Below are 20,304 nucleotides of genomic sequence, written 5' to 3'. Positions count from 1 at the left end.
GTGGGGCATGGATAAGATCTTTTGTTGAGGAACTTGAGTATCTCATCTCTTGCCCCTTTTATCCCTCTTGTCTCATTCTGAGACTCTATGCCTAGCAACCTTTTCCAGACTTTTCTGCACCACTAAGCAACTTATGTTTGGGATTATGAGAATAGATTAAAGAGTACAGGTGTTGTAACCTCGACAGGCACAAAACAGGTAAGCTATCGCTACAATTCAGATGGTATTCGAGTTGGACAAACTGTTGATGGTGTGGAAACACGATATCTGATAGATGCCAATCGACCTTATGCTCAGGTGTTGGAGGAATATAATTCGGATGGTTCCCAAGTTTCTTTTGTTTACGGTAATAATTTAATTTCTCAAAATCGCAATGGCAACAAGTCATTTTACCTAGGAGATGGTCATAGCGGGGTAAGGCAGTTGGCGAATAGCTCAGGTGTCATCACGGATACCTATAACTATGATGCTTATGGAACTTTGTTGCGATCAACAGGAAATACTCCAAACAGTTATCTCTATCGAGGCGAACAGTTTGATTCTAATATTGGTGATTACTATTTAAGAGCGAGATATTACAATCCTAATCTTGGAAGATTTAATAGTGTCGATCCCTTTGAAGGAAATTCGATGAATCCGATGTCCAGACATCGTTTTATTTACGGAAATGATAATCCTATCTCTTTCCAAGATCCTAGTGGAAATTCTGCTATAAGTATTTTAGATATAAGTGTTGCTAATTCAATGTTAGATAGTCTTCTTGCCGCATCTGGTTTGGTTTCAGCCTTTCAATTAACATCAGCACTTACATTGCGTAAAGATATTGATTGGTCAGGTAAACTCACTCTAGGTATTCTTCCTCCTGCTGTCACTAAATATCTGGGTGGCATTAATCTTGCTGGGGGAATTCTCTCCGCAAAAACAGTTGATGAAGTCCCAAGTTTTTCAGGCAATTGGCTTATCGTTGGTCTTGGTATTGGGATAGCAAATGCGGGTATTGGAGGCTACACAGTAATTAATGCTGATGCTTCAATTGAATCGCCTAGTATTATAGGTGCAGGTCCACAAACTTTTGCATTGAATTTTCTTTTGGGAGGAACTTTAGTCTCTGGAGGAGGAGTTTCTGCTGTTAATGGAGGCTTTATTGCTGGATGGGGAGTCGGAGCTTATTATAAGCAATCACCTACAAGCGCTACTCCACCAACACCAATATGGGGAGGAGGATTAGCCTCTGGCGTTTCAATCTACTGGCCATCTCTTTTGTTGCCTCCTAGTTAACTTAGTAGTTTAACAACCAATTATTAAGGAAGTAAAAATGGTCTCAATATCTCTACTAAAATTCATATCAATCATTATTATTTTTTATGTAATGTTAGGGTTTATAACCTTTCACTTCTTTTCTTCTCTTTTCATATTTACTCTGATCTTTTCCATAGGTTGTGTTTGTTTTGTCTCTTATAGAGGAGAAAAAGAGAAAGAACCACAACCTAAGGAGGATCAAGGATGTGTTGGCGGAGATCCTCAAATTGGTGGTGCAGATACTTTGTCTGATGAGATTTTAGGGATTGTTCTTTTACTTCTTTTCTGGGGTATAACTTCGGGAATGTCGCAAGTCAAAAATGAACTTCAAAAGAGTATGAATAAGTTCTATATTTTCTTTATCTTACTTTTAGTGACTTTAGCTGGTTTAGGTTTAGGCTGGCTTTTAGAATTGAGGATATCAAAATTTTTGTTGTAATTAGAAATTTCTATTCCTGTTTCTAGTAACTGCCACCTATGACCTGAATGGCAAAGTCACGAACCTATCGATGGTTTTCCCGACCGAAAATCAGACGCTCAATATCAGCTATACCTATGACAAGGCAGGAAGGGTGACATCGATTACCGATCCGCAGGGGAATGTCAGCCGTACTGAATATGATGCCAATGGCAATGTCACGGCGACAATAGATATAAGAGGTAATCGTACTGAGTATTTCTATGACGAGAAGGGACAACAAATAAAGGTCATTCTGCCAGACAATACGCCGAATAACGCTGCGGATAATCCTGTATTGCTCACTGAATATGATGCCGTGGGAAGAGTTATCTCCAAAACATCGGCGACGGGATTGCAAACTCGCTATGAATATGACGCATTGGGTCAATTGACCGATACCATCTTCCCTGACCTTACGCCTAACGACAATAGCGACAATCCCAAAGAGCATATCGAGTACACCGCATCGGGTCGGATTAAGGCAACAATCGATATTTTTGGCAGTCGCACTGAATATACTTACGATGCGTTAGGAAGGATCTCTCAAGAGAGCGATTTCTTTGGTAATCCGATTGGCAATGACACCACCTATACCTACAACACAGGCGGTCAGGTTACTTCTGTCACTGATGCGAAGAATCGCACAACCCAGATAGGGCTGGATACTCAAGGTCGCTCTAGTGTGAATACATACTTTGATGGCACTACATCTACGGTGGTCTATGACGCTTTAGGTCGTGTCAAGTCAGAAACTAATCAACTGGGTCAAACGACTTCCTATGAATACGATGCCTTTGGCAAAGTTTCGGCAATGATTGATGCGCTCAATCAACGCACTCAGTTTACCTACAACAGTCGCGGCAGTCTGGTTAAGGTGACTGATGCTTTGGGTCATGAAACCAAGTATGAATATGACCAGTACAATCGGCGGACGGCGGTGATTGATGGTAATGGCAATAGAACCGAAACGACCTATGACCAATTCGGACAGGCGATCGCGGTTAAGGATGCGAATCTGCATACTACGGAATATGCCTACGATAATCTGGGTGAACTAACTTCAGTGAAGTTGGCGAATCAAGCGACTACCATTTACGGCTATGACAATTTAGGTCGTCAGACGTTGTTTGAGGATGCCAATGGCAATAAAACCACCTATGAGTATGATGCGTTTAACCGCAAGGTGGCGACAAATCTAGCTTTGGGTCAGCGTTCTACGACGATTTTCAATAATTTCGGTCAGGTGGCGAAGACGACGGATTTCAATGGCAATGTGATTACCTATGCCTACGATCTCTATGGCAGATTGGCTAATAAATCCTTCTCCGATCCGCGTGTGGCGACGGTGGGTTATTCCTATGATCCTGTGACTTCGCAAATCAAGACGGTGACGGATGGTAGGGGTGTGACTACATATAGTTTTGATAGTTATGATCGTATGAATTTGGTTGCGAGTCCTGATGGTCAGACAGTGGGCTATAGCTATGATGCGTTGGGCAATCTCAAAACTTTGACGACGGCGGCGAATACGGTTAATTATGCTTACGATAAGCTGAATCGCCTTGATACGGTGACTTCAGGTATTCAGTTAGCCAAATATAGCTATGATGCCGCAGGTAATCTGATTGGTACGGTGTTAGCGGATGGTACGACTGAGTCGCAGACCTATGATGCTGCTAACCGATTGACGGGAATGATTACCAATGACTCTTCGGGGACAGTACTTTCTAGTTATGCCTATACGTTGGATGGTGTGGGCAATAGAACTAAGGTGGTTGAGAATAATGGTCGCACTGTCAACTATGCCTATGATGTGGTGAATCAGTTGCAATCGGAGTCTATGACCGATTCGATTTTGGGAAATAGAACGATCTCTTATGAGTATGACCCTGTGGGAAATCGCTTGAAGCGGAATGATTCCGATCCTGCTAGTGGTATCACTACCTATCTCTATGATGCAAATAATCGTCTCAAAAATACGACTAATGGCAACAAGGTCACCAATTTTACCTATGACAATAACGGTTCGACTCTGACTAAATCTGATGGCACGAATACGGTTGTTTATGATTGGATTAATGATGGTGAAAATCGCTTAGTAGGTGTAACTTCGACTAATAATGGAGTCACTTCCCAATCGAATTATATTTATGATGCGAATGGAAATCGCGTGGCGAGTATTACCGATGGAGTCAGAAAGAATTATCTGCTTGATTCGAGAGGTAATGCGAAGGTGCTGCAAGAGTCTGATGTTAATGGTCAGGTTCTGAATAGGTATACTTTCGGTTTAGGTTTAATCAAGTCTGATAGTGCTAGTGGTGAGCGTTTCTACCATTCTGATGGGTTAGGTTCAACGAGGTTGTTAACAGATAGTTCGGGTCAGGTGACAGACAGATATGTCTATGATGCCTTTGGCAAGTTGATTGCCAGTGCTGGTAATTCTAGTAATTCGTTCCAGTTTGCGGGTGAGCAGAGGGATAGCACTGGTTTGGATTATCTCAGAGCTAGATACTATGATTCGGATTTAGGCAGGTTTATCTCGAAGGATGCTTTTGGTGGGCGTATGAGTAGTCCCATTTCTAAGAATCCCTATGCTTATGCGAATAATAATCCGATTAACTTTACTGACCCTTCGGGTTACGATGCATTAGGTGCTACTGAATCGACTGCAATCATTGGAATTCTCAGTAGTATTGCTTATGCTTCTGTAAATGTTGCTAGCTTTATTGTACAAGCGGCTTTAAGAGGGGTTGCTTTTGAAGCTACGCATTTCGTTATAATTGTTGCTGGCGCATTTGTTGTAAAACTTCTCGTACCTAATTCTGCTGCTGATGGCACTCTTCCGTCAAGCTTTACAGAAAAGCAAGGTGTTTTTGACCCGAATGATATTAATTTTGGTAAAGATATCGATTCTGTTTTGCGTGACTTAGCTTATGGTTATCCTCTTCCCGATGGTGATTTCAATCCTAATGATGATTTCGATCCTAATTCTATCAATACGAATAAGGGTCGTGACTCCAACGAAAGTTGGCGCGACTGGATCGAAACTTTTCCTGCTGCCGATGGTGGTTTTAGCCCGAACGATATTAATTTTGGTAAAGACTTAGGCGGTCTTCTTCTAACTCATATTTTTCTTTCTAATGATAGTCCATATTCTCATTTACAAGACTCACCTAGCGTAGGAGCAGGTAAAGACTTTACTGCTGCTCAGAAGCGTAAAATATTAGAAGAAAATCGAAGTAGAAATGGAGGAGAATTAAGAGATGATGATACTGATGAATTGCTTGTTCCAAGTCAAAAAAGTATAAAAGGAATAACACCACCCCAGAATGAAGCTCAAGTAGATCATATAATACCTAAAAACCCTGCTGATCCAGATGTTTCTGCTGGAACCAATAGTTACAAAAATGCTAAGGTTATCTCAAGGGCAAACAATAGAGCAAAATCAAACCAATAATTATTATGACTAATATCTTGCCTCAGGATTGGCTATTTATGGAGCCTCAGAACCTTGCCGTATTTACAACAGAGGCAATTGTATCAGGCAACCATCCTATTCTGTATGTTTCACACGATATTGAAGACGATTCTTGGCAATTTCTTTCTGGGAAAAATATCAGTAAAGACACACCAAAGATTATTGCATTAAGAACAATAGTCAAGTTGGATCAAAGTATTTTAGAGCTAGCCGACTTACCGTCGGGATGGATAGCAATTCGCAAAACCAAAGATGATTGTTGGCAACGTTATTTAAAAGTAAGGGATAGTACATCAAATGATCTCAACGCATGATTTAAAAGACTTACCAAGTATTGATATCTTAATGTTTAACCTTCAGTCTTTAGCAACTTTAGATTCTATTTTATCGCCCGAGTGGGAGTATCGCTATTATTCATTTAATTCTAATTGGGCTAAAGATACATCTCTAGCCTCTTTGAATAATGGTAGTGGCAATCACTTATTTGTTGTGTTTGATTCTTACGGTTGTTTGATTAAAGGATTTGATCATGAAGCACCAATAAACCATTTCAATCCAGATAAATCTTGTATATTTACAGATATTCTAGATTCAGTTCCTCCTCACTTTAAAGACTATTTGCAAGAAGTATCGCTGATTCCTGAGGAAACGACTTTTTGCATATGGAGAAACTATTCAGATGTTTCATGGAAAGTTGGAGAAATAAACTTTCAAGATGGTTCTGAAGAATTGCTACCATTTTTAGTTTATAGTCCGCAACAATATCAAAAATGGGCTGAAGAATACTATGAAATCAATATAAAAATCGAATCAATTATTCATATTTTTTCACGCAAAGCATTAACATCAAGTATTATTTATGCCCTCAACCCTAAAGCCTCAATTGAGTTAGTAAATAAGGATTTACAAGAAATTGGATATAACTCAGAATCATAATTATGTCATGACTCTAGCTTATAGCTTGGCACTGGACTGTTAAAGAGGGATAAGTAAGGCTGAGTCCTAGTGTCTGTCAATGAATATTCTCCAGAGCAATGCTAAAGCAGTCAAAAATTGTATCTTTCACTTTAAATTCTTTATCGCTAAGCAAAAAATACTAGTTTATAGATGTCTTATGGCTCAATAGGTGTTTTGGGGAGGTAAAGAAAGGCAGAAATTGATAATATTGTAGCGAAATCCAAAAGCAGCGATCACTATGCTGAGTGTGAACTTAACCCATCTAATCGACGACGCAAAATGCTACGAAACAGTGCGTCAGATGCGATGGACAAGAGGAGTATGCTGTCCAAAATGTCAAAGCCTAGTGGTGATCAAGCGCGGCAAAGATGAAACACAGCCTGCTCGCCAACGATACCAGTGTAAAACTTGTAACACCAACTTTGACGATCTAACCGACACAATATTTGCAGGACACCATAAACCACTACAGATGTGGATATTGTGCCTATACTTGATGGGATTAAACCCACATTCCGCTCGTAATGGAAGCCTAAAAATATTTAAAACGAGACAATGAGGGTTTCAGTGATTTTTGGAAAAATTAATGATATTAATTCCTATTAGTGCATCACTATTTAAAGTATTAAGATAGTGATATTTTTGCTGGCAAAGCTCAAAACACTTACTGTATAAGGATTTGTTTTCTAAATACTTTTTTCAGTAAAATAAGAGCGGAATGTGGGTTTTAAATATTCACTAGTTGGGTCATATTGAAAATACTCCTTAACTCCCATTAGCATATCAAATACCAATATGACCTGAGTGGCAGTGACCCGAATGGCGATCGCCTATTGTGGAACCTAGACAAAGCCCCAGTATCACCTCCACCCCGATCGCTCAAATCGATACGACGAAACCCTACCGCTATCCTTACTTTTCCCGTTAAGTATGAATTTGGGCAAGAAGCCAGCCTTGGCAAAGTTCACGTAAATTAGACCAACCACGCCAGAGAACTTGAATACCAATGGGAGATTTGCGACGATGCTCAAGATACCCGCCAAGGAAAGCAATCGATTCGATAGCCCACGCAACGGTTAAAACAGGAGGAGATTTAGGAAATCGAGCTTTTAAAACCTGAATTTGGAGAGGAGAAAGAATCTCAACCGCAGGAGTATCAGGTTGATTTCGATGGAGATAAGTAACCTGTAAAAGTTCGACCGCACAGACACTTAAAAATCCTAACAATGTCTTCATCCCTTCAGCAGCAAGTCTATAGGGCTCACACTGACAGCCAGACTTAAAGATTTTATGAAAATCCTCTACACGCCAACGATAAGTATACCAACGTAAAATCTTAATAGCCACCTCTAGTTCTGCTACGACTTCAGTGGTCAGGAGCATCCATTCCAAAGAGCTTTCACCTTCAGGGCAATCGATTTCAGTGGCATAGACAGCATAAACTGGTAGTGGGTCACGATTGTCAAAACGATAGGGAACCCGTAGATGAACCTTAGAAAATCGTACGAGAGTGTAGAGTATTTTGTGTAAAGTCTGGGATATATACAGAGAGATAATCTAGACACACAATAACTAACACTAAAACCGATGAATATACGCAAAGAATTGCTCGATGAATTACTGCAAGAATGTAAAACTCCACCCGACCTATTCGGAGAAGGAGGAATCCTGAAACAACTAACCACCGCACTAGTGGAGCGAGCATTGGAAGCAGAATTATCGACCCATCTAGGGTACAAGAAGCATGAATCGAAACCAGAAGGGCAAAGCAACAGTCGTAACGGCTATAGCCAGAAAAAAGTCCAAGGCGACTTTGGTGTAGCCGAAATCGCAGTCCCCCGCGATCGGCAAGGAGAGTTTGAACCACAACTGGTCAAGAAAGGACAAAATCGACTGTCAGGATTAGACGAGAAGATCATTGCCTTGTATTCGCGAGGTATGAGTGTCAGGGATATCCAAGCCCAGTTGCAAGAAATGTATGGGGTCGAAGTATCACCAACGCTTATTTCCAATGTCACTGATGAGGTAATTGATGAAGTCAAGCAATGCGCCCTACCGTCCCCTCAATGCGGTTTATCCGATCGTATTTCTGGACTGTTTAGTCATCAAAGTTCGAGACAATGGACGAGTGATCAATAAATCCTTGTACTTTGCCTTGGCGGTGAATATGGACGGGTACAAGGAATTATTGGGTATGTGGATTTCCCCGAATGAAGGGGCAAAATTCTGGTTATCTGTACTCACCGAAATTCACAACCGTGGGGTCAAAGATATCTTGATTGCTTGCGTCGATGGCTTGACTGGTTTCCCTAATGCGATTGAGACGGTATTTCCTAAGACACAGGTGCAGTTATGCATTGTCCACATGGTCAGAAACTCGGTCGCTTTTGTACCTTGGCAACAACGCAAACAAGTTTGTGCTGACCTCAAGGCGATTTATGCTGCGGCGACGGAATCGGAGGCTGAGTTTAATCTCGAACTCTTTGCTGAGAAATGGGACAAACAATATCCGTCGATCTCCAAGTCTTGGCGCAGTCATTGGGCGAATATTATCCCCTTCTTTGCTTTCCCCCCTGAGATTCGCAGGGCGATTTATACCACTAATGCCATTGAGTCAATGAATAGTAGCTTGCGGAAGGTGATTAAATCTCAACAGATTTTCCCCTCGGATGAGGCTGCTTTCAAGCTGGTTTATTTGGCAATGCGAAATATCTCGAAGAAGTGGACAATGCCCATTCGTGATTGGAAGCCTGCTCTTAATCGCTTTGCCATCCTCTTTGAGGATCGTCTCCACATCTAGCTTCTAGACTTTACACAAAATGCTTGACAGTCTCAATCGTACTGCCAGTTTTGCGATACGGGCTTTACGTTTACCAGTCTCTGGTACTTTGATTTCCTGTTCAAATCTTACGGGTTGCGACTCCAGTTTTTGCCATAGTCGTTCGCTATTTTGGTCTAAGCTACGGTCATGGGCTGCTCTTACTAATACCCCTGTATGTTTCAGTTGTCGTACTTGGTCGAAGACTTCGGTGATATCTCCTTCACGGTCGAAAATATGAATTACATGGGTGCTGCTACTGACTTGATGCTCGACTTCGGTCATCGCTTCTACCCATCGATAGGACTCTTTTTCTTTGAATAACCTTTGTCGGGATGCTTTTCGGGCAAGCGCCTTTCGTTGTTTTTTCGCTTCTGGAGTCTCATCTTGCGGTGGCTTGGCTTTTGGTTCGCGGTTCCACAATTTTTGCCATAACAACCCGATTACTTGTCCTTGCTCGGGCGCGATCGCTAAGGCACTGTGCAGAATTAATCCGTTCCCACCGTTTCCTGTTGGTCCATAACCTTCCCGTTTGGCTTTAATTTTGCCATAATCTAGATAGGTGGTATCTCCTATACATAAGACCTCTTCTTGTTCTTCCACGGCTTCACTGGTCATTTTACAGTGCGGTTTTATGATCTTGCTAAATTCTGTTTTGTGATTGCCGAAAACTCATAAGCTCTTTTTAACTCAGAGCCACTCTTAAATATCTCGGACAACGCTTTCCCAAATCCTTCACTTATTTTTTTACCGATTGAGTAGGCTCTGTCGCTTAGTCTCTCATCCCCTAATTCACAACTTGCAAAATTCTTGTCCCACCAGTTCAACATTTTTCTTGCCTGCTTTTACTTTATTTTTACTACTTTAACCCCATCCGTACCATCTACCTGAAACCCCCTTCTCGTTTACTTTTCAAAGATGACGTGAAAAGTAAGTACCGCTATCAAGTCGTAGCGACCGATGTTGATGCGGGAGATAGCTTGAGCTATGGATTAATTAATGGGGGTGGCGCGACAGGGCTAGCGATTAACCCCACCACAGGACTAGTCATATGGGATAGTCCTACATTGGGAACCTACCAAACTTTACTATCCAATTGTCACGTGATAATTTTTATTTCTTTCTTAGTCTCTCTAATAGCAATTCCCAAAATGGCAACACCAAAACGTTTTCGAGGTTTGAGGAGGTTTGCTTGGCGCGTTGATATATATTGAAGGGGTATCTGCCCGTTAGTTAGTTTTCGTTATGCCAAAATGGTTTAATACCGCTGGTCCTTGCCAAGCTGATATTCATTACATGTTGTCGGCTACAGATCGGCTTCCTGAAATAGTTAATTTGATTGCCCAGCGTAACTATTTCGTAATTCATGCGCCAAGGCAGGTGGGTAAGACTACAGCGATGCTGACACTTGCCCAAGAGCTAACGGCGAGTGGTCAATATACGGCAGTGATGTTATCGCTGGAAGTAGGGGCTGTATTTTCCCATGACCCAGAATTAGCAGGGCGGGCAATTTTGGATGAGTGGCAGGATGCAATTAAGTTTTATTTACCATCAGAGTTGCACCCCAGTCATAGCATTTTAGGAGAATCAGGTCGTCATATCGGCGCTTTTTTGGCAGCATGGTCACAGGAATCGCCAAGACCATTGGTAGTGTTTCTCGATGAAATCGATGCTTTGAGTGATGAGACTTTAGTTTCCGTACTTCGGCAAATTAGGTCTGGATTTCCGCGTCGTCCTCAGGGATTTCCCCAGTCAGTGGCGCTGGTGGGGATGCGCGATGTGCGGGATTATAAATATGCGTCAGGAGGAAGCGTAGGCGCTTCGCCTTCCGTAGGTACTCGCCTAAATACCTCCAGCCCTTTTAACATCAAAGTCCGATCCTTTACCTTAAGTAACTTTACCCTTGAGGACGTGCGGAATCTCTACCAGCAACATACGAATGCGACGGGGCAGGTATTTACGCCTGAAGCAGTTGATTTGGCTTTTCATTTGACACAGGGACAGCCTTGGTTAGTGAATGCGATCGCCAAGGAAATTGTGGAATACATTACGAAAGATCCTGCAATTCCGATTACTCCTGACTTAGTGAATCAAGCGAAGGAAATACTGATTAAGAGACAGGATACGCATCTGGATAGCCTTGCCGAAAGATTACGGGAAGATCGAGTCAGAGCCATAATTCAACCCATTTTATCTGGATTAGAGTTAGGAGACACGACCGATGACGATCGGCGTTATTTGTTGGACTTAGGTTTAGTGGTGCGAAGTCAGGAAGGTGGTTTGAAGATTGCGAATCCGATTTATCAAGAAGTTATTCCCAGAGTTTTATCTCAAGGAGTGCAGGATAGTCTGCCGATGATTCAACCTAGCTGGCTGAATGTTGATGGAAGTCTCAATGCTGAAGTCCTACTTAATGCTTTTCTAGTTTTTTGGCGACAACATGGTGAGCCATTATTTAAGAGTGCTAACTATCCAGAGATTGCGCCCCATCTGGTGCTGATGGCATTTTTGCATCGGGTTGTGAATGGTGCTGGGACGCTGGAAAGAGAATATGCGATTGGTTCGGGAAGAATGGATATCTGTTTGCGCTATGGTAAAGTAACTTTGGGAATGGAGTTGAAAGTTTGGGCTGATAAAAGACCAGATCCAATCAAGGAAGGATTAAAGCAGTTAGATAAATATTTATCAGGATTGAGTTTGAATACAGGATGGTTAGTGATTTTCGATCGCCGTTCTGGGTTACCATCGCTAAGCGATCGCACCACCACTGAAAATGTGATTAGTCCCGCAGGACGAGAAATCATTGTGATTCGGGGATAGACACCTAACTTATTAACATTTTAGAAATTAGAAACATGAGAGCCCAGTTGACGATAGATAAAATCGAGATCGAAAGCATATTGTCCTTACTAGCCACCTATCGCCTACTCCCAAACTTTCAACGGGAACAAACCATAGATCGCGAGATTGCCAACATAAGCATTAGCCCAGAAGAGATTGCCATCGCATTACAACAATTCCAGCAACGCTACCAATTGACGAGCCAAGAAGCAGTTCAGAAATACATCCAGATTTATTCTCTTACGGACATCCAACTACAAGCGATCGCTCTGCGCGAATACAAAATCGAAAAATTCAAACAGCAAACATGGGGCAACCGACTGGAATCCACCTTTTTAAACAATCGCGCCAACCTAGATCGAGCCACCTACTCCCTCATAAGACATAAAAACCCCGAACTTATCCAAGAATTATTCTTTCGGATTCAAGGAGGCGAGCAATCCTTTGCCGAACTCGCATCCCAATACTCACAGGGAGCAGAAGCCCAAACAGGAGGACAGATTGGACCCATAGCCCTCAGTAAACTACCACCCATCATGGCGGATAAACTGCGCAACAGTCGTCCCCAACAAATACATCCACCATTTCTGTTAGAAGAATGGTTCGTAATTTTACGGCTAGAGAAACTAATGCCCGCCCAATTTGACCCTCAGACCCAGCAACTACTACTCAATCAATTATTTGAAGAATTTTTGCAAGAGCAAAAGTTACAAGAACAAAATATGATAATAACCAGTAGTCTCGCCGTTAGTCCTTAATTTTGAATGACCACCAAAATCCATGCAATTCAAGAACTTCTCGATCGCATCCCCCTATTACAAACTATCGATCGGCAACTTTTAACAGAACTAAGCGATCGCCTCCAACCATTACGCTATCGCATGGGGCAAGTGATTTTGCGGCGCGAGACCATGCCAGCCCAAATCATGTTTTTATGGGAAGGACAAGCCCGACTACTTGCCCAAATACCACAAACAACATCCCCGATCACCCTAGAGATCCTTAAACCAGGAGCCATAATCGGCTGGGCAAGCCTGATGCGCAACCTACCCTGCGAAACAGCGATCGCCTCCATTGAAAGCATCTGTTTTGCCCTAGACGCAAGAGATTTCCTGCAATTCTGCGATCGCGACCCAGCATTTAAGGCTGCATTTAGCAATCAAATCTCGACCTCGGAAGTATTCGACCTCCTAACGATTGAAATGGAACGAAGGGCGCAAGCCCCCAGCAACTTTCCCCAACTAACCCGCGAGGTTTGGCAACAAGCAGCCGTAACGACCTTCTCATCGGGAAAAATACCCCTCACAAAACTCGCTCCCGACTTTATTTGGCTAGTAAGTGGCGGTCAAAACATCCCAATTCCCGTGGGAAGTCGCCTCGAACTGAAACGCGATTTTATCGAAATTCCCGAAGATAGCTATCTACGATTGATTGGTCTGCGCGACAACTTTGCCCCTCCCATCGAAGCAATCGCAGAAATACCGCCCCACCCCACTGCCTTTGATATCCCCTATGCCCCCGACCTACCAACGGTTGCCGATATTGACGAGCGAAAGATACAAGACTATCCCCATATATATGGTAGGGGACCCATCGAGGCCTCAGTCGCTTGCTTTGAGATGCTAGCCAAATACTGGCGAATGCCCTTTAATCGCCATGCGATCGCCCGCGCGATCGCCAGCCAATACCAACGTTCCCAAAAAGTTTCTCTCCAACTATGCGGCATGATTGCCGAACTGATGGGCTTAAACGGACAATTAGTCACCATTCCCGCCAGCGCAATTAGCCAGATTCCCACCCCCGCCCTATTACCTTGGCAAGATACCTTTGCCGTTCTCTATAAAACCAGCGATCGCGAACTGGTATTAGGTATTCCCGAACAAGGAATTACGATTAAAAAAATAGCGCAATTCGCCGAGCTATGGGGGGAATCAGGACAGATTTTAATTGTTCAACCAACCAAAGACACACCCAAACAGAAATTTGGCTTATCTTGGTTCTTACCCTATCTCAAGCGCTATCGCAGTCCCCTGATCACCGTTCTATTTGCTTCTTTTTTTGTACAGCTATTGGGATTGGCAAATCCGCTGATCACTCAGGTAATCATCGACAAAGTAATCAATCAAAATGCCCCTGCAACCTTAAATACCCTAGGCATACTCCTGTTGACGATCGCTGTATTTGAAGCAGTCATCAGCGCATTGCGAACCTATCTATTTGTAAATACAACCAATCGCATCGACCTAACCTTAGGCTCAGAAACCATCGACCACTTGGTCAGACTGCCCTTGCGTTATTTCGAGAAGCGTTCAGTTGGTGAACTATCTAGTCGCATTGGCGAACTAGAAAACATCCGTCAATTTCTCACGGGTACAGCACTTACCGTCGTTCTTGATGCCGTCTTTTCGGTAATCTACATCGTCGTCATGATTTTCTATAGCTGGCTCCTAACCCTAGTAGCCCTAGGGACAGTGCCGCTATTTGGACTGCTCACCTTCATCGTTGCCCCCATCGTGCGATCGCAACTGCGGACAAAAGCCGAACGCAACGCCGAGACGCAATCCTATCTGGTCGAAGTGGTTTCAGGAATCCAGACAGTGAAAGCCCAAAGCATTGAATTGCAATCACGGTGGGAATGGCAACGACGCTATGCCCGTTATATGTCCGATGGATTTAAAACGGTGGTGACTTCGACTACAGCAGGTTCGATGAGCCAGTTCTTAAACCAGTTCTCTAGTTTGCTATTGCTATGGGTCGGCGCATATCTAGTTCTCGACGGCAAGCTAACCTTAGGGCAGCTAATCGCCTTTCGGATCATTGCTGGCTATACGACATCGCCATTACTGCGCCTGATTCAGCTTTGGCAAAATTTCCAAGAGACCGCCCTCTCCCTAGAACGCCTCAGCGATATCATCAATCATCCCCAAGAACAAGAAGCCGCAGGTCGTCGCAATATTCCCATGCCCGCGATCTTAGGAGCCGTCCGCTATGAAAATGTCAATTTCCGTTTCAATCCCCATGGGAACCTACAGCTTAATAGCGTTAATTTAGAAGTCCCTTCAGGTAAGTTTGTCGGAGTCGTAGGTACTAGCGGTGCGGGCAAGAGTACCCTGACAAAATTATTGACGCGACTCTACGATCCCGAAGCAGGTCGGATTCTCATCGATGAGTATGATATCGGTAAGGTCGAGCTTTATTCATTACGCCGACAGATCGGCGTAGTTTTACAAGATACGTTACTTTTTGATGGAACCGTCCAGCAAAATATTGCCTTGACCAATCCCGATGCTAGTCCCGACGAAATCATTGCAGCCGCGCGTATCGCTTGTGCCCATGACTTTATCATGCAGCTACCTCAGGGATATGAATCAAGGGTGGGCGAACGGGGAGCCGCATTGTCAGGGGGGCAAAGACAAAGAATAGCGATCGCGCGGACAGTATTGCAGAAACCAAAACTATTAATTCTGGATGAAGCAACGAGTGCTTTAGACTATAATACCGAGCGCCAAGTCTGCTTGAATCTTGCCGAAGAGTTTCGGGGTCGAACGGTCTTTTTTATTACCCATCGTCTGGCGACGATTCGGAATGCCGATCTGATTGTGGTGATGGATAGCGGTCGGGTGGCGGAGCAGGGAACTCACCATGAATTGATGGCGATCGAAGGCAATTACTACTGCTTATATCGCCAACAGGAAGCGGCTGGAGACCCATAGTCTTTTGGGAATTAAAACCGAGCCTAGCAACGGTTTGAAAAGCTAAAAATGGCATAGCCATTTTTAGCTTTGGGATAACTTGATGGATTTAATATTTGGAGAAAATTCAATTCGGTGGCAGTAAAAATATGATGAATGGAAGTGGGAAGCAGCAAAATGGGAAGCAACAAAATGGCGATCGCGATCTTGGGGAAATTCAATCGCAGCATTTAGAAGTAATATCGCCTCAAGACATGGGGGATGGCAGTAAGAACGAAAATAATGACGCGAAAAACAACTCAAAAAATAATGCAAAAACACCCAAGGGCAACTCTTCCCAAAATAGTTTCGATCAACCCTTAGTATTGAGTCAATCGCCTAAATGGATTCAAACAATTTTATGGACTTTTCTAGGTGCGTTAACCGTAGGCTTGGTTTGGGCTTCGGTAGCCAAGATTGAGGAGTCTATTCCCGCTCAAGGGAAATTAGAGCCTCAGGGGGCAGTCAAAGAGGTGCGTTTACCGGCCAATGGTGTACTAAAGGAGATCTTAGTGCAGGATGGTCAGAGGGTCAAAACGGGAGATGTCTTGCTGCGGATTGATGCAACCGCCGCTAAGGCTCAGCTTGAGTCGCTCCAAAAATTGCGGCGGAATTTGCAACAGGAAAATCAGTTCTATCGGGATGTGCTCAATGGCAAGCGTTCGGTCATTGACCCTGCGAAGGCTGTGGCTGTGCCTGCGGAGTTCCTTGCCCTTGCCCGCAATCGTGAAGCTCTGGCTACGGAAATCGAAATGTATCGGATGCAGGTCAATGGGGGGAGTGCTAGTTTGACGAGCGATCAGCAGGATCGGCTGATCGCTAATCGAGCTGAACTGAGTTCTAGATCTCAAGCGGCTGAAGCCAATATCGCTCAGTTAGTAGAACAGCTCAACCAAACGCGGATTAACCGTGCTGGTCGTCAGAGTTCGTTGGCGATCGACAAAAAAATTCTCGATGATATTGAGGTTGTTGCCAAAGAGGGCGGGATTCCTCGTTCCCAATATCTCAAGCAAAAACAACAGGTAATGACGACAGAATCCGAGATCCGTCAGCTTGCGCAGGAGGAAATGCGGATTAAGGCAGCGATCGCTGAAGGTAAGGCTCGTCTTAATAATACCTTTGATACGACGCGCAAGGAATTGACCGCTCAAATTGCGGATAATACTAAGCGGATGGCGGAGATTGACAGCCAGTTTACTAAGGCTCTAGTGGATAACAGTAAGCGGATTGCGGAGATTGATGGTCAGGTTCGGCAGGCAGAGGTTACTCTCAAATACCAAGAGCTGCGGGCTCCTGCGGCGGGTACGATATTTGAGTTGAAGGCTGGGCTGGGCTATGTGGCGAATATGAATGCGAGTGAGGTCGTTCTCAAAATCGTGCCCGATGATCTACTGGTCGCGAAGGTGTTTATCACTAATCAGGATATTGGTTTTGTGAAGGAGAATATGCCTGTTGATGTGCGGATTGATTCTTTCCCTTTTACTGAGTTTGGAGATGTGAAGGGGAAGTTAATCTGGATTGGTTCTGATGCCTTACCACCCGATCAATCCCATCCGACCTATCGCTTTCCTGCGAAGGTGCTCATGGAACGACAGTCTTTGAGTATTAATGGTCGCGAAATTCGTTTGCAGTCTGGTATGTCGCTGATGGCGAATATCAAAATTCGCGATCGCACTGTCATTAGTCTGTTTACTGATTTCTTTGTCAAAAACACCGAAAGTCTCAAGTTTGTCCGCTAGTTTTATCTGGCAAAGCCTAAAGCCTCTGTTTGTCTCTAATACCAATTCCCAAAATGGCGTTGCCATTTTGGGAATCTCAAAACCTTACTGGGTTTGTTGTTTAATTCACTGAAGTGAGACAACACTACAGTGAATTGGTATAAGATGATTTAGGCTTTGGCTTTGGATGACTTTGGCTTCTTGGCTGGTTGGGCAGCAAGTTTTTGCAGTTTTTGGACTTGTTTGAGGCTTAGTCCTGTGAATTGGGCGATTAAATCCATAGACATATTGGAACGCATCATGTTTATGGCGATTTGTTTCGTTGCTTTAGCTAGACCTTCAGCCTCGCCTTCAGCTTTGCCTTCAGCCTTGCCTTCAGCCTTGCCTTCAGCTTTGCCTTCTAGTAGAATTTCTTGATAAATAACTGATTCTTTCATGATTTCGCTCCTTAAAAGTCTTTGGATGATCTCTTTATTCAGGGCTATACCCGATATTATAGCTGTCGATGCGGCGACGTTGCTTTGTACTTGTTTATCGGTAATATTTTCGATTTGTTTGGCAACTTGTCTTAGGGTTTCTGTGGGGTTTTCGGTTTTTGTTAGTACAGCGAAGGGAAAGAGTCCTTGGTATTGCTGAAATATTTCTGTGGGCTGTTCCCATAGTCTGATGACGTTAAATTCATGGTTTAGCTTGCCAATGCTAAAGTTTGTTTCATGGACTAGGGGAGATTGACTGGGGGTGAGGTAGATAACGACTTGATGTATTTGTCTTTCTGGGAATTTACGATATAGTCGCAGTCGATAGTCAGCCATGCGGAAGGGGATATTTTGATTTGCTTCGGTCTGAAATTCGATATGCAGAATAATTTTGGTCGATTCGAGAAATATCACGGAGTCGGCGCGAATTGGTTCGACTGAGAGTTCCGAGGGTTCGATTTTGGTTAGGGCGATCGCTTCGCCCAATATCCAACTGGCGAAGTCTCTGGAAAAGCTTTCGGCTAAGAATTTGCAAATATTATCGATCATTTTGGGATTCTATCATTTACCGATCGCCTACTCATTGCTAGAAAGCGATCGCTACCAAACGAGACATTCCCGATCACTTAAAACATCATCTCAAAATCTGCGATCGCTCTCAAACGAAAAAGCGATCTCTCCTAAATCTAAAAAAACAGATCGTCTTCACAATTACAAAAAACAACAAGCGATCGCTTTTTCCGAAACGAGTGAGGTCTGATGCGTTGAGAAAATGGTAAATACATAGCGATCGCTGCTTCAGTTTTAGCTGATGGCACTTTGTCGTTACATAGTGAAGTGTTAGGTTTAGATTTACATTTGTATCCAGATCTTGGATTTCGGTTCTTTGACCCAATTTCTAATCAGATTTTGCGCTCTTATGCTGAGGCGGAACACGATCGCTTGATTGCTGAGTTGGAGCGTTCCTATGAGCAACAGGCTCGGCGCGAGGCGGAGGCGATCGCGGAGCAAGAGCGTAATAAAAACGAAAAACTTGCTGCATACCTTAGATCTCTGGGGATTAATCCTGATGAAATTTAAGTGAGTTATCCCAATATTCTCTATAAAGAAGCGAGCGCAAATAATAAGTTTCAACCTTAAGCGATCACCTTCACAATCAAAAAAACAACAAGCGATCGCTATCAAACAATAAACTCCTGATCGCCTTTACAATTACAAATCCCAACAAGCGATCGCCACTAAATCTGAAAAAACATTGATCGCCTACTCATTGCTAGAAAGCGATCTCTCTGAAACGAGAAAATCCTGATCGCCTAAAACATCATCTAAAATTTCTGATCACCTTTGACGGAATCGTTTGGATATTTGTATGGAGGTCGATGGAACAACAAGCTAGGTTTCTAATAAATCTATTTGGTGCGTTCATGGAATGTAACTCACCCTAAGCTACTAGCATTGAATAGTGACGAATCTTTAGACTCATACTTGGTGTCCTAAATAAATTCATAAACGTCAATTAAGAAATTAGCAGATATGCCACTAGCGAAACCTGTATATTTATTTAAAGTGAGAGAATTAGGCGGTCTAATAATCTTAAGGTTCGATTTTGCTCTATCCAAACTACGAGGAATTGCGATTCTAATCCCTACTATGGGAAAGAATATTTAATATCATTGTCTCAATCTCAGGTAGTATTTCTTGAAGATAATCGTATTTTACATCATATTGCATTAGTTTAAAATCGGCTTCAATTTTCTGAAGGAAATCTGTAACTCTTTCAGGCTGTATGGCATCTATGACATACCAATATACGCTTTTTAGTAACGGGTATAGCTCGGCTCGGTGTTGAAATTGATCAAGTGATAGATTAGAGAAAGATTTTTCGCAGGTGTTCACAAAAATACACGCTGTGACTCGGCTGAAAACAGTTTTCACATTGATATCCGTATTAGGTTCAGCCGCTCGAACGAAATGAGTAACTACGGAATAACCTTGCAAATTTCTTTGATAAGACACTACATTTTCAGATACACCTGATATTCCTTGTGAGATGTAGGCTCTGACCTGATCTCCAGAGCATCCGCGTAGCTGCTTTCCAAGACTATCAATGTATAAACCATCTTTATCCCTAAATTCAATTTTACTCCAAAACATTGGAGAGTTGTAATCACGTTCTATCCTTCCCATATGTAACTTAGCACAGTAATGAGATTTGTCATGTAATAATATCTTGAAGTGAAGCTTATTATTCTCTCGATCAAAAAATATCGAGGTGTTTTCTAAAAAGGATAAATTAAAATTTGAAAATAAACTTTCGGCAAATTCATGATGAGAAAATCCCGCGATATATGTAATGAAATTACTTTCAGCTTCAGAAAGTTCTTGTCTACACAAAAGTGCCTCTCTAAGTAGCTCAATGGTTGGTCTTCTACACAGTTTGATTAGTTCCTCAAGTTTTTGATGCATAGCTATATATTCCTGCTCGAGTAGTAAAATCCTAATAAAGAAAATAGACTTATCGGGTCT

16 protein-coding genes and 3 pseudogenes are annotated in these 20,304 nt (G+C 42.9%); 14 read left to right on the top strand and 5 right to left on the bottom strand.

Features of this window, described 5'->3' with window-relative positions; genetic code table 11:
• Positions 1–252: 252 nt before the first annotated feature.
• From PseudUWO310_RS16110 to PseudUWO310_RS16085, 6 genes are all read left to right on the top strand, one after another.
• On the top strand, positions 253–1,278 hold the full coding sequence (locus tag PseudUWO310_RS16110) for an RHS repeat-associated core domain-containing protein (RefSeq protein ID WP_190316054.1): 1,026 nt from the start codon (positions 253–255) through the stop codon (positions 1,276–1,278).
• Positions 1,279–1,315: 37 nt separating this feature from the next.
• Positions 1,316–1,738, top strand: a complete 423-nt coding sequence (locus PseudUWO310_RS16105; RefSeq protein WP_142603059.1) for a hypothetical protein — start codon at positions 1,316–1,318, stop codon at positions 1,736–1,738.
• Between the two features lie 70 nt (positions 1,739–1,808).
• Positions 1,809–5,216: an RHS repeat-associated core domain-containing protein gene (locus tag PseudUWO310_RS16100; RefSeq protein WP_142603057.1), complete on the top strand. Its 3,408-nt coding sequence runs from the start codon at positions 1,809–1,811 to the stop codon at positions 5,214–5,216.
• 5 nt (positions 5,217–5,221) lie between these two features.
• Positions 5,222–5,551, top strand: coding sequence for a hypothetical protein (locus PseudUWO310_RS16095; protein WP_142603055.1), 330 nt, complete (start codon positions 5,222–5,224; stop codon positions 5,549–5,551).
• On the top strand, positions 5,535–6,173 hold the full coding sequence (locus PseudUWO310_RS16090) for a hypothetical protein (protein ID WP_142603053.1): 639 nt from the start codon (positions 5,535–5,537) through the stop codon (positions 6,171–6,173). Before PseudUWO310_RS16095 ends, PseudUWO310_RS16090 begins: the two co-directional genes overlap by 17 nt.
• A gap of 259 nt (positions 6,174–6,432) precedes the next feature.
• Entirely contained in the window at positions 6,433–6,753 is a 321-nt protein-coding gene (locus PseudUWO310_RS16085) for a transposase (protein ID WP_223805699.1), read from the top strand.
• Between the two features lie 365 nt (positions 6,754–7,118).
• Here the strand turns inward: PseudUWO310_RS16085 and PseudUWO310_RS16080 are convergent.
• Positions 7,119–7,703, bottom strand: a pseudogene (locus PseudUWO310_RS16080) (IS4 family transposase); the annotation flags it as partial.
• A gap of 78 nt (positions 7,704–7,781) precedes the next feature.
• Between PseudUWO310_RS16080 and PseudUWO310_RS16075 the strand changes: the two are divergent.
• Positions 7,782–8,994, top strand: a pseudogene (locus tag PseudUWO310_RS16075) (IS256 family transposase).
• Positions 8,995–9,030: 36 nt separating this feature from the next.
• Here the strand turns inward: PseudUWO310_RS16075 and PseudUWO310_RS16070 are convergent.
• Both PseudUWO310_RS16070 and PseudUWO310_RS16065 read right to left on the bottom strand, forming a co-directional pair.
• Positions 9,031–9,630: pseudogene (locus tag PseudUWO310_RS16070) on the bottom strand (IS4 family transposase); the annotation flags it as partial.
• 14 nt (positions 9,631–9,644) lie between these two features.
• Positions 9,645–9,842, bottom strand: a complete 198-nt coding sequence (locus PseudUWO310_RS16065; RefSeq protein WP_142603051.1) for a transposase DNA-binding-containing protein — start codon at positions 9,840–9,842, stop codon at positions 9,645–9,647.
• 93 nt (positions 9,843–9,935) lie between these two features.
• Here PseudUWO310_RS16065 and PseudUWO310_RS16060 point away from each other — a divergent pair, with 93 nt between their 5' ends.
• The 5 genes from PseudUWO310_RS16060 (at position 9,936) to PseudUWO310_RS16040 (ending at position 17,323) form a co-directional block, all read left to right on the top strand.
• A complete protein-coding gene (locus tag PseudUWO310_RS16060; protein ID WP_142603049.1) occupies positions 9,936–10,226 on the top strand; it encodes a hypothetical protein in 291 nt (96 codons plus the stop codon).
• Between the two features lie 31 nt (positions 10,227–10,257).
• Positions 10,258–11,832: an AAA family ATPase gene (locus PseudUWO310_RS16055; protein WP_142603047.1), complete on the top strand. Its 1,575-nt coding sequence runs from the start codon at positions 10,258–10,260 to the stop codon at positions 11,830–11,832.
• Positions 11,833–11,867: 35 nt separating this feature from the next.
• Complete coding sequence (locus PseudUWO310_RS16050) at positions 11,868–12,611, top strand: peptidylprolyl isomerase (RefSeq protein ID WP_142603044.1); 744 nt, start codon at positions 11,868–11,870, stop codon at positions 12,609–12,611.
• 6 nt (positions 12,612–12,617) lie between these two features.
• Positions 12,618–15,566 carry a peptidase domain-containing ABC transporter gene (locus PseudUWO310_RS16045; RefSeq protein WP_142603042.1) on the top strand — a complete coding sequence of 983 codons (2,949 nt, stop codon included), beginning with the start codon at positions 12,618–12,620 and terminating at the stop codon, positions 15,564–15,566.
• Between the two features lie 95 nt (positions 15,567–15,661).
• Positions 15,662–17,323 (top strand): HlyD family efflux transporter periplasmic adaptor subunit, encoded by a 1,662-nt coding sequence (locus PseudUWO310_RS16040; RefSeq protein ID WP_223805698.1) that lies wholly within the window; start codon positions 15,662–15,664, stop codon positions 17,321–17,323.
• Between the two features lie 149 nt (positions 17,324–17,472).
• Here PseudUWO310_RS16040 and PseudUWO310_RS16035 read toward each other — a convergent pair whose 3' ends face one another.
• Positions 17,473–18,327 carry an Rpn family recombination-promoting nuclease/putative transposase gene (locus tag PseudUWO310_RS16035; protein WP_142603037.1) on the bottom strand — a complete coding sequence of 285 codons (855 nt, stop codon included), beginning with the start codon at positions 18,325–18,327 and terminating at the stop codon, positions 17,473–17,475.
• Position 18,328: 1 nt separating this feature from the next.
• Here PseudUWO310_RS16035 and PseudUWO310_RS16030 point away from each other — a divergent pair, with 1 nt between their 5' ends.
• The gene (locus PseudUWO310_RS16030; protein ID WP_190316052.1) at positions 18,329–18,538 is read left to right on the top strand and encodes a hypothetical protein; all 210 of its coding nucleotides are present in this window, start codon (positions 18,329–18,331) and stop codon (positions 18,536–18,538) included.
• A gap of 59 nt (positions 18,539–18,597) precedes the next feature.
• Positions 18,598–18,858: a hypothetical protein gene (locus PseudUWO310_RS16025; protein ID WP_317845582.1), complete on the top strand. Its 261-nt coding sequence runs from the start codon at positions 18,598–18,600 to the stop codon at positions 18,856–18,858.
• A 558-nt stretch (positions 18,859–19,416) separates the two neighbouring features.
• On the opposite strand, the gene PseudUWO310_RS16020 is transcribed toward PseudUWO310_RS16025, so the two are convergent.
• Positions 19,417–20,244, bottom strand: coding sequence for a hypothetical protein (locus PseudUWO310_RS16020; RefSeq protein WP_142603033.1), 828 nt, complete (start codon positions 20,242–20,244; stop codon positions 19,417–19,419).
• Between the last annotated feature and the right edge of the window lie 60 nt (positions 20,245–20,304).

Origin of the sequence: Pseudanabaena sp. UWO310 (assembly GCF_006861605.1) — a bacterium.
In the GTDB taxonomy this organism is placed as follows: Bacteria; Cyanobacteriota; Cyanobacteriia; order Pseudanabaenales; family Pseudanabaenaceae; genus Pseudanabaena.
Note: the sequence above shows the minus strand (reverse complement) of the source record. Positions and strands in the feature narration are given on the sequence as shown.